The organism is Mesorhizobium opportunistum WSM2075 (assembly GCF_000176035.2).
Lineage (GTDB): Bacteria > Pseudomonadota > Alphaproteobacteria > Rhizobiales > Rhizobiaceae > Mesorhizobium > Mesorhizobium opportunistum.
The window spans coordinates 5,240,400-5,253,524 of record NC_015675.1; the positions used below are offsets into that span (position 1 = coordinate 5,240,400).

Consider the following 13,125-nt stretch of genomic DNA (forward strand, 5'->3'; position numbering starts at 1 on the left):
TTATTCGTCCGGCCCGGGTTCCGGCCACATTTCCTTCGCCGCTTCCGCATACCAGTGCCGCATCGCAGGCGTTGCCAGCACGGCCTCGACATAGGCCCTGGTGTCGGGCGCCAGCACGCCGCCATAGGTGTCGAAGCGGGTGACGACCGGCGCATACATGGCATCTGCCGCGGTGAAATGGCCGAACAGGAACGGGCCGCCCTTGCCATATTTTTCGCGGCACTCACGCCACAGCGCCTCGATGCGGGCGCGTTGCGCCTCGCCTTCGGCGTCGAGCGGCTTATGAACCTTGGGCCGGCGCAAATTCATCGGCCAGCCGTAGCGAACCTCGCGAAAACCGGAATGCATCTCGGTCGCCACCGAGCGCGCCAGCGCGCGGGCGCCAAGGTCGTCCGGCCAGAGTTTTTTCTGCGGGTAGAGGTCTGCAAGATATTCAAGGATGGCAAGGGTTTCCCAGACGATCCTTCCGCTGTGATTCAAAACCGGGACCTGACCGGTTGGCGACACTTTCGCCAGATTGGCGGCGGTCTCCGGCGTACGCAGCCGCACAAAACCTTCCTTGAACGGGATATCCAGATGCCTCATCGCCAGCCATGGCCGCAGCGACCATGAGGAGAAGCATTTGTTGCCGATGTAGAGCGTGAATTCCGCCATTTTTCTCCCCGCGCACGATTGTCCAAACCCGATGCGTATTCTCAGCCTAGCCTGCCGGCCTTTCGCCAGGAAGCGACGGTGCGACCTGATCTGCCGGCCGAACGACGCCTGGAACCCAAGCGGGATCTGTCCGTTGGCTTGCCGCGGATGAATTCGTTCGAATTCAAAACCCAATTCCTTCGAATTCAAAACCCGGGAGATGCGGAAATGGTGAACAAGGATCAGGTCGCAGGCGTGGCCAAGCAGGTCAAGGGTTCGGTCAAGGAAGCCGCCGGCAAGGCGACCGGCAACAGGCAGACCCAGGCCAGAGGCATGGCCGACAAGGCCACCGGCAAGGTGCAGAAGGCCTACGGCGACATGAAGGAAAAAATCAAGAAGGCGCTCTGACCTTTTCGGATGGCTGCATCGACTGTCATGTGCTCCAGCCTTTGCTGAAGGCGTTGGTGAAAGCGACCTCGCCATGGTCATCGATCGCCTCGCCAAGCGCGACGTCCATGCCGTCGCTGGTCACCCTGGCGACGGCGAAACCGCCCATATAGGCGGCCTTCGGCTTGAACAGGTCGAGCCCGTCGCGGTGATAGATCAGCGGCGTGGCGTGCTGGTGGCCGTGGAAGATGGCAACGACATTGTAGCCCTTCAGCGCCGCCAGCAGCGCCTGCCTGTCGGCTTCGCCCCACCAGTGCGGCGCGCCGGCGCCGTCATCTTCGTAGGTTCTCTTGACGGCATCCCAACGCTCGATCGAGAACGTGTCCCAGCCATAGTGCTGGAACAGGATGACGGGGCGACCGTCCGCCGCGTAGGTCGCCAGATCCTGCTTCAGCCATGGCAGGCTGCTTTCGGCGCCGTGGCCGGTGTCACCGGCGAAACGATGGGTCTGGACGAGATGCAGGCCGCCCCAGTCCCAGGAATAGCAGTCGGTGTCGACATCGTAGCTGGTGGCCGGCGCGGGCGGCTTGAAGAAGACGCCGGCACGGTGGTTGACCTCGACATAGTCGCGCATTTCGCGCCGATACCAGTCGACATGGTGCGGCGGCCCGTTCTGGTCGAGATCATGATTGCCGAGACCGACATAGACCGGCATGTGAACGCGATCGGGGCCGACACCTTGCTGGTAGCGCTGGCTGAACTGCAGGAGCTGCGTGCCCTCGCTCGGCTGGGTGATCTGGCCGCCGCCGTCGTCGGTGATGTCGCCGCCAACGACGAGACCGAGCGGCGTGCCGATGCGGCTGCCAGCCGAACGCAGGCCGGTGGCGACGCCGTCGATTTCGGCGGGCCAGTCCTTGTCGCCGATGGCGTTCAGCGCCGCGACATTGCGCAGCAGTGCCGCGTCGGTCTTGCCTTCCTGCTGGCAGTTGGGGCTCAAACCGCTTGCCATGCGGCAGGCATGGATATCGGCGATGAACAGGAAGGTGGCGTCGATGGGCTGGATGCGTTGCCCGGTCTGACCGAGCGCCGATCGTGACAGCACGCCAGCTGCGGCAAGACCGGCGGTCCCCACCAGAAAGCGGCGTCGTGAAAGCGGCGAAAGGCGATTCATCATCGGGGAATTTCAGCATGGAGAGCGGGGGGTCGTCCAGCGCCTCTCCTTGCCGAGCATCGACACAGGGTGATGGGTCTGGCATGTCTAGGGCCTGGCATGTCTAGGGTCTGGCATGTCTAGCCTTCAACTTGCGCGAGCAGAGGAGGACGAAATGAAAACCGCACCGATCTGCGCGATCCTTGCCGCGATCGTGATCCTGTCCGCGAGCACCGCGCATGCCGCCGGTTGCATCGACGCAAAGTCCGCCAAGAATGGCTTCATTCTGGCGAGGCCCGGCATCCAAAGCGAGTTTCGGCCCGTAGGCGGGGGAATGGTCTCCGTCGCCAATACCTACGCTTCGCAATCACCACAGAAGCAGTTCCTGTTTGCCGGCCTGATCGAGGTGTTTCGCGACAGCGACACCGGCCGGCTGGCGATGATCCCGTTTTCCGACCTGCGAAAACTGTTTCCGCTGAAGAAGGGGACCAAAGGCACGATCGAGTTTGTCGAGCTGTCGCCCAGCAAGCAGCCGAAGAGCACCAAGACGCTGACGCTGGTGGTCAAGGGCAAGGAGACGTTCAGCCTGGGCGACTGCAAATACAATGTGCTCGCCGTCCAGGAGATCTTCAAGAACGGAGCAGGCGAGACGCTCGATGCCTATACCGTGCTCTATGCACCCGATCTGCAAGCCGCCCTCGCCCGGCGCTACGATGAAGGCACCAGCAAGGAATCGGTGAACGGCTACGAGACGATCAAACCTCTGGCCGAGTAAGGGATGCTAGCCGGGTAAGGAAGACTGGCCGAGTAAGGGAGACTGGCCGGTAAGGGACTGGCCTCACGAGGTTCCGTACCGCCGCAGCACCCTGCGACGCCGCCTCGCTCCCGTCTCGCCCTGGGACGTCTCGCCCTGGGACGACTCGGCCTGGGAGGCGTCCCACTCCAACGCCGCCAGGCAATCGCGCAACGGGCCGACGTCCTGCGCCGTCTTGGCCATCGACATGGCGCCCGAGTAGGTGGCGATCACCAGCGCCGCAAAGCGCTGGGGATCGATGCCCAGCTCCCTGCCCGCTTGCTGGTCGGCCCTGATCTTGTCGGCGATCGCCTGCCGCCATCCCGAAAAGATGCCGGCAAGGGCGGTGCGGAACTCCGGATCGGCAAGAGACAGTTCGTGCGCCAGGTTGTTGAGCGGGCAGCCGCGCACGAAACCCTGCTGTTCCAGTTCGGCCGCCACAGCCTCGAAGACGAGGCGCACGCCCTCGCGCACTGAGGCCGCAGCCTTGACCGGCACGATCCATGTCTCTTCGACCGCGGCTGCCACGCGCTCCTCGATCACCGCCAGCGCCAGCGCCTTCTTGGTCGGGAAATGGTGATGCAGCGCACCGCCGCTGACCCCTGCCGCCGCCATCAGATCGCCGAGGCTGGACGCGTGATAGCCGCGCGCCTGGAACGCGACCTCGGCGACATCGAGCATTTTCCGGCGCATGCCCTGGGGGTCGTTGATGCGGTTGCGAGACCGTGGGCCCGGTCGAATGGTCATCTCTGCTGACATTGCCGGACAATAGCATGTTGACAAAACAGGACAACCGGTCTGTTTATAAACAGGATGATCACCCTGTTTTGGAGAAGAACGCGATGGACCTGCCCCTCAATGCCAAGTCGGAGCTTGCGGCATGCGCGTCGCCCGTCGTCGAATTGCGGCAATACACGTTGAAATCGGGCCAGCGCGACACACTCATCGACCTCTTCGACAGCAAGTTCATCGAGGGCCAGGAAGACGCCGGGATGACCATTATCGGCCAGTTCAGGGATCTCGACCGTCCCGACATGTTCGTCTGGCTGCGCGGCTTCGACGATATGGAGACTAGGAAAGACGCGCTGACGGCCTTCTATGGCGGCCCGGTCTGGGCCGAACATCGGGACGCCGCTAACGCCACGATGATCGATTCAGACGACGTTCTGCTTTTGAAGCCGGCATGGCCGAGCGCGGGTTTCGATCTGTCGGGGTTGCAAAGGCCAGCCGCGGCGGAAGCCGGAAAACCAAACCCGCAAAGCGCTTTAGATACCCTCGTTGAGATTTCGATTCATCATTTGCGGCCAGGCACCGAAACCGGCTTCGCTGGGCACTTTCGAACAGAGGCCGCCCCGCAGCTTGCCGCGAACGGCGCGCGCCTGCTCGGGGCGTTCATGACGGAGCGCGCCGAAAACACGTTTTCACGCCTGCCGGTTCGAACCGGCGAAAATGTTTTCCTGTCCGTCACCGGCTTCGAAAGCGAGGATGCCCACGCGCAATGCCAGACGACGCTTGCAGCCTCGCTCGGCTGGCAGGCTTTTCAGCGGGCCGTGGAACCGAGACTGTCAAAGCCGACGGACGTGCTGCGGCTTTCGCCAACCGGGCGATCGCTACTCGGCACATCAGCGATTGCTTAATCCGGCTGTTTTATGCTGCCGACATCCAATCGGACGTCACCCATGCCGCAGTGGTTCATCGCAACGGTCTTCGGCCTGCTAGCCCTCGCGGCGGTCTGGGGCATATACAGATCGCTGTCCTCGGGCGTCGCCAATGATGGCATTTATCGTTTCGACGTCGATAAAAACCCCTTGGGCTTTGCCTTGGTGATCGCCAGCCGGATCCTCATCATCGCGTTCGCCGTGGCGGTGATCCTGCATGCGCTGGGCCTCATTGGCGACCCGGTGTCGATGCTTCGCTCACTATTCGGCTGAGTTCAGGCTTCGCCGAAGGTCCGGCCGACGGCCCTGGCGACAAAAGCCGGCTCCTCCCAATGCGGATTGTGGCCACACGCGTCGGCTCGCACGAGGACAGCATCAGGAAGCGCGCGGAGCAACGCCTGCTGGTGCGCCTCGCCGAACAGCGGGTCGTACGCGCCGGCTAGGATCAGCGTTTGGGTCCGAACTGTCTGTGCCGCATCGGTCAGGTCGGCCCGGCGGATCTCTTCCAGGATGGCGCGCCAACGCGCCGCAGGCATCGCCGAGGCGTCTTTCGCAAGACCGGCGAGAAAGGGCTGCGGCACGCCGGGCCGGCAGGCATGCCACCAGGCATAGAACGGGTCGGCCGGCGATATCGGGTCATGCAAGGCCTCAACGCCCGCGACCAGCGCATGATCGCGCGAGAAACCAGGCTTCACCGTGCCGGCCATGACCACCAGTCCCCCGACAAGCGCATCATGTCGCGCGGCCAATGCGATGGCCACCATGGCGCCCAGGGAATGGCCGACGACGACGGGCCGGTTGAGCCGCAAACGCCCGATCAGGCCGGCGATATCATCGGCAAATTCGGCGATGCCGAAGCCTTTTCCCGCTTGCGACGCACCGTGGCCGCGCAGGTCGGGCATGATCAGCCGGCGGCCGGCCAGATGCGGCGCAAGAAGCGAAAAGCTGCGGCTGGTGTCGGTGAAGCCGTGCACCAGAAGCAGCGGCGGCTCGGCGCCCGCGATCTCGACATAGGCGATCTCGAGGTCGCCAACATCGACCAATCGCTTGCGGCCGGCCCAGGCGTCCTGTTCGGCCCCAGCGTCGGGCAAGGCATCCAGCGCGGCCGATCTCACAGGCCGAGCTTTTCCTTGACCGCGGCAAGGCCGGGCTTGCCGTCGAAAGTGGTGACGCCGGCGAGCCAGGCATCGAGGCGGCTCTTATTCAGCGTGACCGCCTTCAGCGCCCCATCCTCCGGCTTCATGCCGTCATTGATCAGGTAGCCCATGCCGACATTCTCGAAATCGATGTCGAAGGCGAGATTTTTCAAGAATTGCGCGACGTTCGGGCACTGATCGAGATAGCCCTTGCGCACCTGCGTCGTCACCGTGGCGGCACCGAAATTCGGGCCGAAGAACTTGTCGCCGCCGGTCAGATACTTGAAATCGTACATGGTGTTCATCGGATGCGGCGCCCAACCCTGGAAGACGATGAACTGCTTCTCCTTGATCTCGTAGCCGACCTCGGAGAGCATGCCGGCCTCGCTGGACTCGACCACGTGCCAGCCATCGAGGCCAAAGCTCGGATCGGCGATGGCGTCCATCATCAATTGGTTGGAGCCGGGCTCGATGCCGTACATCTTCTTGCCGAACTTGTCGGCGAACTTGTGCAGGTCGGCAATGTCCTTGACGCCGGCCTCCCAGACATAGGTCGGCACGGCGAAGGTGTATTTGGCGCCGACGAGATTGACGCGCACATTCTCGATCGAGCCATCCTTCTTATAGGGCTCGTAGTAAGTGACCATCGCCGGGTCCCAATAGCCGAGGAACAGGTCGAGATCCCTGTTCTTCATGCCTTCGTAGATGACGTTGATGCCAAGCACCTCGCTTTGCGGCTGATAGCCGAGCGCTTGCAGCAGGACGTTGGCCACGCCCGTGGTGAAGGCAAGATCATTCCAGCCCGGTTCGGCCATGCGGACCGTCCTGCACTCCTCCGCTTCTGCCGCCTGGGCTGCCTGAGACGCCAGCGCCAACGCGGCAAGACACACGCCATTTGCAAGGATGCGCAACATTTTTCGGTTCTCCTCTTGTGACCAATTATCGCCTGATTGACCAATTGGTCTTTTTATTGTCCCACTGGTCAATGATTGATCTGACCGGACGAAAATGTCAACGTGGATTCGCCATGCATGGATCGAACCCGTGAAACTCAAGCGTCTCGGCGACATACGCCGCAAGGAATTGCGGCAGGCAGCCTTCGCCGTGCTGGAGCGCGAAGGCATTGCAGGTGCCACGCTGGAAAAGGTTGCCGCCCACGCAGGCGCCTCCAAGGGCATCGTGCTGCACTACTTCCGCAACAAGCAGGAACTGTTCGAGCATGCCATGCGCGAGGCCAATGCCGTCCTGCGCGACGCGGTGGTCACCCGGCTGCGCCAGGCGCGGACGCCGATGGAGCGCCTCGATGCCGTGATCGACGGCAATTTCGAGGAGCACCTGTTCCGGCCACCGCTATGCCATGCCTGGCTTTCGCTTTGCGCCGAGGTCCCGCGCGACGAGAAGCTGGCGCGCATCCAGAGGGTGCTTCACGCCCGCATGCGCTCGAACCTGTTGTCCGGCCTGCGCGGCCTAGCCCCGCCTGGAGATGCGGACGACATCGCGCTTGGCGTCACCGCGCTGATCGACGGGCTTTGGCTGCGGCTCGGCCTGCAACCGGGCAGCATCTCGCGCGAACAGGCGATCCGCCAGGTCAGGGATCTTGTCGCCGCGCGACTGGCCATGCACCAGCCTGCGGCCGTCGGCGCGTAAACCGGCTGGCTTGCCAGCCGGGCTGAGTTTCATCTCATGGGAACAGGCGCACGGTCAGATCGGCCAGCCGGTTGCGCGCTTGCGGTGCTGGAGACCGGATTTCAGATTGCCGCCGGCGGCGGCGTGATCCCCCAGGAGCTTCGCCCATGCCGCCACCGCTGCGGCGCGGGTCAGGCGGGTCTGTGCGAAGTGCTGCGCCTCCATGGCTATTTCGGCTTCCCTTTTCGGATTGGCGCGCAGCCACTCGATGCGCTCCGCTAGGTCCGACATGTCGCGCGCCACCGGGACATAGTGGCGAAACGGCTCGATATCGTCGAAAAACCATTCGCGCCATGGCCGATCCTGCAGCAGAACCACCCGTTTGGTGTGGAGCAGCATCTTGAGGCGGCCACTGTAGCCGGCGCCCTCGATGTCGATCATGTACCTGTACGTCGCGACCTGCTCCTCCATCGTCCTGAACCTGGTGGAATAGCGATTGACGGCGACGTCGTAGTTCGGCTCGGTGTCGTAGGCCTCCAGCAGGTCTGGCCGGGCTTTTGCGAGATCGACGACCCTTTTGCGGGCTTCGTTCATGCAGCGCCCCGCCCAGAACAATCTGTTGTCGCGCGGCGGCTCTTCCGATGCCACCGCCATCGCTCGTGTCTTCTCATCATAATCGTCGAACTTTGCGTCCGGCCATCCATCGAAAACGAAATCGGGCGCCGCCACCTCGCCATAGCCGTCGGCTTGGGAGAAGGCAAAGCGGGTGCGGAAACGGCGATGCCTTCTGCGGGACGGGGTGTCCCCGAGAAGCATGTAGAAAGGCGGCATGCTGCGGGCGCCAAGCGACGCCAATGCCTCGGCAATCAGCGTCAGGACCTGCACGTGCCGTTCAAGCCAGGCGGCACGGGAGCGCACGATGAGCTTCCCGTCGTCGAGGCGACAGTAGATTTCACCCCGATTGAGCCCGGGCAGAAAGCGCCTGCCGACCTCGACGACATCGACCGGCAAGGGAAGCTTTCGGTTCGCGGTCTCGAGAGTAGCCATTTTCAACAATGCCCTTGCGGGATTCAACAATGCTTCTTGGGAAAGGTATTTCGATAGGAAGCCCGTGGCGCCTCACTTGAAACTGCACGACCGCTCGGTCAAGCCGGCTATCCTGTTCGCCCCTCCGAAGCAAGCCGCAGGGCCGGCGGCGATCGAAGTTCATACCGTGGGATAGGCCGCTGGGTTGACCACTGCCGCGACTATGCAGTGCTCTTGGGCTGGCCAAGGCTGCTTTGGAGCGTTCCCATGAAACTTCGCAACAAGCGCGCGCTGGTGACCGGCGGTTCGGACGGCATCGGCCTTGCGATCGCCGAGGCGTTCCTGCGCGAGGGCGCCGATATGCTGATCGTCGGGCGCGACGCGGGCAAGCTCGAAGCCGCTCGCGACAAGCTGACGGCTACCGGTCCTGTCGGCACGGTCGAGACATTGTCGGCCGATCTTGCCGTCAGCCCCGGCATCGCCGCCGTCGTCGAGCATGTGAATGGCGCCGGCCAGCCGCTCGATATCCTCGTCAACAATGCCGGTGTCGCCTATCTCGTGCCGTTCGAAACCGTCAGCGAGGCGCAATTCCAGCACTCCTTCGCGCTCAATGTGACGGCGGCGTTCTTTCTCACCCAGGGCCTGTTGCAACATTTCGGCGCCGGCGCGTCTGTCATCAACATCTCTTCCTATTTCGCCAACAAGATGATCCCGAAGCGGCCATCCAGCCTCTACTCGCTGTCCAAGGGCGCGCTGAATTCGCTGACCAAGTCGCTTGCCTTCGAACTCGGCCCGCGCGGCATCCGGGTCAACGCCATCGCGCCCGGCACGGTCGACACCGCCATGCGGCGCAAGACCGTCGACAACCTGCCGGCCGAGGCACAGGCGGAGCTGAAGGCCTATGTCGACCGCAGCTATCCGCTGGGCCGCATCGGCCGCCCGGACGATCTGGCTGGCATCGCGGTCTATCTCGCAAGTGACGAGGCCGCGTGGACGAGCGGTGGTATCTTCGCGATCGATGGCGGGTACACGGCGGGATGAGCGCCAGTTGTCGCCCTGCGTGAGACGGACAGGCGCGGCGCGTTGTTGCCTCGGACCGGATAGATCCGATCGTCGGCCAACGGCTGCTTCAGCTGACGAGTGCAGATCCCATCGACAAGAATAAATACTGATCTTTGTTTATATGCTCCATTCCTCATCAATTAACCATCCAGATGGTCGGCTCGCCATATTCCTTATTTCGCCAGCATATCTTTAGTAACTTTTTACATACGCAATGAATATTGCCCCCACATGCCGATGGGGGATGTACATGAATCTTTTGTTTGGATTTTCCGGGCGGATCGGGCGTGGACAATGGTGGTTGGCCCAGTTCGTGGTGCTGGCCCTGTTGGTGGTGACCGTCGCCGCGCTTGTCCACGTCGGAGGTGCATCGGCTGGTCAAAGGCTCAGGGCGCTTCATTCAGACCGGCTAAGTGTCAATCTGGCGCTAATCACCGGCTCCGTCCTTTCGCTCTGGATCAATTTCGCCGCAACGATCAAGCGGTACCATGATCTGGACAAGTCGGGCGTATGGTCCCTGCTGTTGTTCCTCCCCTATATCGGCGGACTATGGGTGCTCGTCGAATGCGGCTTTTTCTCCGGTTCAGGCGGCAACAACGACTATGGTCCGCCATCCGGCACCGATGATTCCAGAAGCGAGCTCAGCACACACATCTCGCGTATGAAGGCCGAGCACTCTGTTCAGCAACAATCGCGATCCACCAGGGTGGGCCAGCAAGCCAGCAGGATCGATCCCGCACCACCGGCGCCGCAAACGAGGCGTCCCACAGGTCCAACCGGATTTGGCCGCCGCGGCCTCTAGGTCGGGAAAGACAGTTTCGCGAACATGCGGGCGCCTGCATACAAAGCGTAATCCCAAGGACCATCTTCAACCGATTTGCATCCTCACCGTCCGCAATCTCCGCTTGATGCGTTTTGTGCAACGCGATACGCCGTTGCCCAAATCGACAGACCGGAGACTTGCCGTGAGCACGCCAAAGACCAGAACCGAAACCGACACGTTCGGTCCCATCGAGGTCGCCGCCGACCGCTATTGGGGCGCGCAGGCGCAGCGTTCCCTGGGCAATTTCAAGATCGGCTGGGAAAAGCAGCCGGTTTCGGTCGTGCGGGCGCTCGGTATCGTCAAGCGGGCGGCAGCGGAAGCCAATATGGAGCTGAAGCGGCTCGATCCCGCCATCGGCAAGGCGATCATCGCGGCCGCGCAGGAGGTTATCGACGGCAAGCTCAACGACCATTTCCCGCTGGTGGTCTGGCAGACCGGCTCGGGCACGCAGTCCAACATGAACGCCAATGAGGTGATCTCGAACCGGGCGATCGAGATGCTGGGCGGCGTCATGGGCTCGAAGAAGCCGGTACACCCCAACGACCACGTCAATATGAGCCAGTCGTCGAACGACACCTATCCGACGGCCATGCACATCGCCTGCGCCGAGCGCATCGTGCACGACCTCCTGCCGGCGCTGAAGCACCTGCACAAGGCGCTGGCCGCCAAGAGCAGGGAGTTCAACCACATCATCAAGATCGGCCGCACCCACACGCAGGATGCCACGCCGCTGACGCTGGGCCAGGAATTCTCGGGCTATGCGGCGCAGGTCGCCTCGTCGATCAAGCGCATCGAGTTGACGCTGCCCGGCCTGCAGGAGCTGGCGCAGGGCGGCACCGCCGTCGGCACCGGCCTCAACGCGCCGGTTGGCTTCGCCGAGCGGGTGGCCGACCGCATCGCCGCCATTACCGGCATCGCCTTCGTCACCGCGCCCAACAAGTTCGAGGCGCTCGCGGCGCACGATTCCATGGTGTTCTCGCACGGCGCCATCAATGCCGCTGCCGCTGCCCTGTTCAAGGTCGCCAACGACATCCGCTTCCTCGGTTCCGGGCCGCGCTCGGGCCTCGGTGAATTGTCGCTGCCGGAAAACGAACCCGGCTCGTCGATCATGCCGGGCAAGGTCAACCCGACGCAGTGCGAAGCGTTGACCCAGGTCTGCGTGCAGGTGTTCGGCAACAATGCCGCCGTCACTTTCGCCGGCAGCCAAGGCCATTTCGAGCTCAACGTCTACAATCCGCTGATGGCCTACAACTTCCTGCAGTCGGTGCAGTTGCTCGCCGACGCTTCGGTCTCCTTCACCGACAATTGCGTCGTCGGCATCGAGGCTCGCGAAGACAACATCAAGGCGGCCCTCGACCGCTCGCTGATGCTGGTGACGGCGCTGGCGCCAACCATCGGCTACGACAATGCCGCCAAGATCGCCAAGACCGCGCACAAAAAGGGCACGACGCTGCGCGAGGAAACGCTGGCCACCGGCCTGGTCAGCGAGGCCGACTATGACCGGCTGGTGCGGCCCGCGGACATGACCCATCCGGGGTGAGGTTTTCGGCGGGAAAATTTACCCCCGTCACCGCGTCATCCGACACGAATTTCGCGCGCGTCGCGCGATCACGGAAACGTATGACCTGTGAACAATGTGTCGCCACACAGGCGGCTTTGGTGAACAGTCGGCATCGTCTATCTGGGTGGTCATTCAACCCACTCGGAGAGCCACCATGTCCACCAACACTTCCGCCGCCGGCGCCGGCACAGCGTCCAATAGTTCTGTCACGATCCTGCTCGGCCGCATCCTGCTCGCGGTCATTTTCCTGCTTTCCGGCTTCGGCAAGCTGGCTGCCATTTCCGGAACCGCTGGCTATTTCGGCGCCCTCGGGCTGCCGTTGCCAACAGTGACGGCCGTCATCGTCGGCCTGATCGAACTGCTCGGCGGGCTCGCCATCCTCGTCGGCTTCCAGACCAGGATCGCCGCCTGGGTGCTCGCGATCTTCACGGTCGCCACCGGCCTTGTCGCCCACACCGGCTGGGCCGACCAGATGCAGATGATCCAGTTTCTCAAGAACCTCGCCATCACCGGCGGCTTCCTGCTGCTGGCTTCGTCGGGCGCCGGCGCCTACTCTATCGACGCCAAGCGCGGCTGAGTTTCCTTGTTCTGACGCAGTTCCCGAGGGAAAGCGCTATGCGCTTTTCCTCGGAGTTGCTCCAAGCCTTCCCTCCCAAGCCTTGAAAATGGAAGCGGCACGGAATTTTTCGCGCCGCTTCTTCGTTGTCTGGAATAGGCGGCTCTCCGGTTTCAGCCGCAGCCTCGCAGGCGTAGACTGCCTGGCCGCCGGCTGAGCCCGATCGTGCGGCGACAAGGGAGATGGGCCATGGCTCGCAACGCATTGCTTCTCGTTTCGCGGCTGCTGTTTGCCGTGCTGTTCGTACCGTCCGGCTTCCAGGCGCTCGCCAACATCGCCGGCACCACCAATTATTTCGCCGGCCTGGGCCTGCCGCTGCCCGCGCTTGCCGCGTGGGGCACGGGCCTGTTCGAGCTGATCGCCGGACTGCTGATCCTCATCGGCTTCCAGACGCGGATCGTGGCGCTGTTGCTTGCCGCCTTCTGCATCGCGGCCGGCTTCATCGGTCATTATGGCCAGGGCGCCGGCGATGCGACGCTCGCCTTCCTGCACCAGCAGATGCTGATGAAGGACATTGCGATCGCGGGCGGCTTCCTGGCGCTGGCCATGGCCGGTGCTGGCGCCTGGTCGGCCGACGGGCGGGGCGCGGTTTGATATCTTCGCTTAACCGCGCCCGAACTGGTCGACCCCCACTCCGTCTCGGCTTCGCCGAGC

The 13,125-nt window shown here is 63.1% G+C and carries 16 protein-coding genes; 10 read left to right on the top strand and 6 right to left on the bottom strand.

Features of this window, described 5'->3' with window-relative positions:
- Window positions 1–654 (bottom strand): glutathione S-transferase family protein, encoded by a 654-nt coding sequence (locus tag MESOP_RS25335; protein WP_013896185.1) that lies wholly within the window; start codon window positions 652–654, stop codon window positions 1–3.
- A 207-nt stretch (window positions 655–861) separates the two neighbouring features.
- Here MESOP_RS25335 and MESOP_RS25340 point away from each other — a divergent pair, with 207 nt between their 5' ends.
- The gene (locus MESOP_RS25340; protein WP_013896186.1) at window positions 862–1,041 is read left to right on the top strand and encodes a CsbD family protein; all 180 of its coding nucleotides are present in this window, start codon (window positions 862–864) and stop codon (window positions 1,039–1,041) included.
- Between the two features lie 25 nt (window positions 1,042–1,066).
- On the opposite strand, the gene MESOP_RS25345 is transcribed toward MESOP_RS25340, so the two are convergent.
- Window positions 1,067–2,194, bottom strand: a complete 1,128-nt coding sequence (locus MESOP_RS25345) for a metallophosphoesterase (protein ID WP_013896187.1) — start codon at window positions 2,192–2,194, stop codon at window positions 1,067–1,069.
- A 151-nt stretch (window positions 2,195–2,345) separates the two neighbouring features.
- Between MESOP_RS25345 and MESOP_RS25350 the strand changes: the two genes are divergently transcribed.
- Window positions 2,346–2,945: a hypothetical protein gene (locus tag MESOP_RS25350; protein ID WP_013896188.1), complete on the top strand. Its 600-nt coding sequence runs from the start codon at window positions 2,346–2,348 to the stop codon at window positions 2,943–2,945.
- A gap of 63 nt (window positions 2,946–3,008) precedes the next feature.
- On the opposite strand, the gene MESOP_RS25355 is transcribed toward MESOP_RS25350, so the two are convergent.
- On the bottom strand, window positions 3,009–3,656 hold the full coding sequence (locus MESOP_RS25355) for a TetR/AcrR family transcriptional regulator (protein WP_167313575.1): 648 nt from the start codon (window positions 3,654–3,656) through the stop codon (window positions 3,009–3,011).
- Between the two features lie 149 nt (window positions 3,657–3,805).
- On the opposite strand from MESOP_RS25355, the gene MESOP_RS25360 reads away from it, so the two are divergent.
- Together MESOP_RS25360 and MESOP_RS25365 are read left to right on the top strand one after the other, a co-directional pair.
- On the top strand, window positions 3,806–4,600 hold the full coding sequence (locus MESOP_RS25360; protein WP_013896190.1) for an NIPSNAP family protein: 795 nt from the start codon (window positions 3,806–3,808) through the stop codon (window positions 4,598–4,600).
- A 42-nt stretch (window positions 4,601–4,642) separates the two neighbouring features.
- Window positions 4,643–4,894, top strand: a complete 252-nt coding sequence (locus tag MESOP_RS25365; protein ID WP_013896191.1) for a hypothetical protein — start codon at window positions 4,643–4,645, stop codon at window positions 4,892–4,894.
- A 2-nt stretch (window positions 4,895–4,896) separates the two neighbouring features.
- Here MESOP_RS25365 and MESOP_RS25370 read toward each other — a convergent pair whose 3' ends face one another.
- Together MESOP_RS25370 and choX are read right to left on the bottom strand one after the other, a co-directional pair.
- Entirely contained in the window at window positions 4,897–5,736 is an 840-nt protein-coding gene (locus tag MESOP_RS25370) for an alpha/beta fold hydrolase (protein WP_013896192.1), read from the bottom strand.
- Entirely contained in the window at window positions 5,733–6,671 is a 939-nt protein-coding gene (gene choX / locus MESOP_RS25375) for a choline ABC transporter substrate-binding protein (protein ID WP_013896193.1), read from the bottom strand. Before choX ends, MESOP_RS25370 begins: the two co-directional genes overlap by 4 nt.
- 94 nt (window positions 6,672–6,765) lie before the next feature.
- Here choX and betI point away from each other — a divergent pair, with 94 nt between their 5' ends.
- Window positions 6,766–7,404 (top strand): choline-binding transcriptional repressor BetI, encoded by a 639-nt coding sequence (gene betI / locus MESOP_RS25380; protein WP_013896194.1) that lies wholly within the window; start codon window positions 6,766–6,768, stop codon window positions 7,402–7,404.
- A 54-nt stretch (window positions 7,405–7,458) separates the two neighbouring features.
- Here the strand turns inward: betI and MESOP_RS25385 are convergent, their stop codons facing one another.
- Window positions 7,459–8,430: a glycosyl transferase family 90 gene (locus MESOP_RS25385; RefSeq protein WP_013896195.1), complete on the bottom strand. Its 972-nt coding sequence runs from the start codon at window positions 8,428–8,430 to the stop codon at window positions 7,459–7,461.
- Window positions 8,431–8,676: 246 nt separating this feature from the next.
- Here MESOP_RS25385 and MESOP_RS25390 point away from each other — a divergent pair, with 246 nt between their 5' ends.
- The 5 genes from MESOP_RS25390 (at window position 8,677) to MESOP_RS25410 (ending at window position 13,065) form a co-directional block, all read left to right on the top strand.
- A complete protein-coding gene (locus tag MESOP_RS25390) occupies window positions 8,677–9,450 on the top strand; it encodes an SDR family NAD(P)-dependent oxidoreductase (RefSeq protein WP_013896196.1) in 774 nt (257 codons plus the stop codon).
- Between the two features lie 271 nt (window positions 9,451–9,721).
- Window positions 9,722–10,273: a DUF805 domain-containing protein gene (locus MESOP_RS25395; RefSeq protein ID WP_013896197.1), complete on the top strand. Its 552-nt coding sequence runs from the start codon at window positions 9,722–9,724 to the stop codon at window positions 10,271–10,273.
- Between the two features lie 163 nt (window positions 10,274–10,436).
- Complete coding sequence (gene fumC, locus MESOP_RS25400) at window positions 10,437–11,834, top strand: class II fumarate hydratase (RefSeq protein WP_013896198.1); 1,398 nt, start codon at window positions 10,437–10,439, stop codon at window positions 11,832–11,834.
- A gap of 175 nt (window positions 11,835–12,009) precedes the next feature.
- On the top strand, window positions 12,010–12,432 hold the full coding sequence (locus tag MESOP_RS25405) for a DoxX family protein (RefSeq protein ID WP_013896199.1): 423 nt from the start codon (window positions 12,010–12,012) through the stop codon (window positions 12,430–12,432).
- Window positions 12,433–12,660: 228 nt separating this feature from the next.
- Window positions 12,661–13,065, top strand: a complete 405-nt coding sequence (locus tag MESOP_RS25410; RefSeq protein WP_013896200.1) for a DoxX family protein — start codon at window positions 12,661–12,663, stop codon at window positions 13,063–13,065.
- The last annotated feature ends 60 nt before the right edge of the window (window positions 13,066–13,125 follow it).

What these genes read in the sequence shown, in the direction of transcription:
- MESOP_RS25405 (WP_013896199.1), top strand. Translation starts at nt 12,010, where the DNA reads ATGTCCACCAACACTTCCGCCGCCGGCGCCGGCACAGCGTCCAATAGT.
- MESOP_RS25385 (WP_013896195.1), bottom strand. Translation starts at nt 8,430, where the DNA reads ATGGCTACTCTCGAGACCGCGAACCGAAAGCTTCCCTTGCCGGTCGAT.
- MESOP_RS25360 (WP_013896190.1), top strand. Translation starts at nt 3,806, where the DNA reads ATGGACCTGCCCCTCAATGCCAAGTCGGAGCTTGCGGCATGCGCGTCG.
- MESOP_RS25345 (WP_013896187.1), bottom strand. Translation starts at nt 2,194, where the DNA reads ATGATGAATCGCCTTTCGCCGCTTTCACGACGCCGCTTTCTGGTGGGG.
- choX (WP_013896193.1), bottom strand. Translation starts at nt 6,671, where the DNA reads ATGTTGCGCATCCTTGCAAATGGCGTGTGTCTTGCCGCGTTGGCGCTG.
- MESOP_RS25390 (WP_013896196.1), top strand. Translation starts at nt 8,677, where the DNA reads ATGAAACTTCGCAACAAGCGCGCGCTGGTGACCGGCGGTTCGGACGGC.
- MESOP_RS25395 (WP_013896197.1), top strand. Translation starts at nt 9,722, where the DNA reads ATGAATCTTTTGTTTGGATTTTCCGGGCGGATCGGGCGTGGACAATGG.
- betI (WP_013896194.1), top strand. Translation starts at nt 6,766, where the DNA reads ATGTCAACGTGGATTCGCCATGCATGGATCGAACCCGTGAAACTCAAG.
- MESOP_RS25350 (WP_013896188.1), top strand. Translation starts at nt 2,346, where the DNA reads ATGAAAACCGCACCGATCTGCGCGATCCTTGCCGCGATCGTGATCCTG.
- MESOP_RS25355 (WP_167313575.1), bottom strand. Translation starts at nt 3,656, where the DNA reads ATGCGCCGGAAAATGCTCGATGTCGCCGAGGTCGCGTTCCAGGCGCGC.
- MESOP_RS25410 (WP_013896200.1), top strand. Translation starts at nt 12,661, where the DNA reads ATGGCTCGCAACGCATTGCTTCTCGTTTCGCGGCTGCTGTTTGCCGTG.
- MESOP_RS25335 (WP_013896185.1), bottom strand. Translation starts at nt 654, where the DNA reads ATGGCGGAATTCACGCTCTACATCGGCAACAAATGCTTCTCCTCATGG.
- MESOP_RS25340 (WP_013896186.1), top strand. Translation starts at nt 862, where the DNA reads ATGGTGAACAAGGATCAGGTCGCAGGCGTGGCCAAGCAGGTCAAGGGT.
- MESOP_RS25365 (WP_013896191.1), top strand. Translation starts at nt 4,643, where the DNA reads ATGCCGCAGTGGTTCATCGCAACGGTCTTCGGCCTGCTAGCCCTCGCG.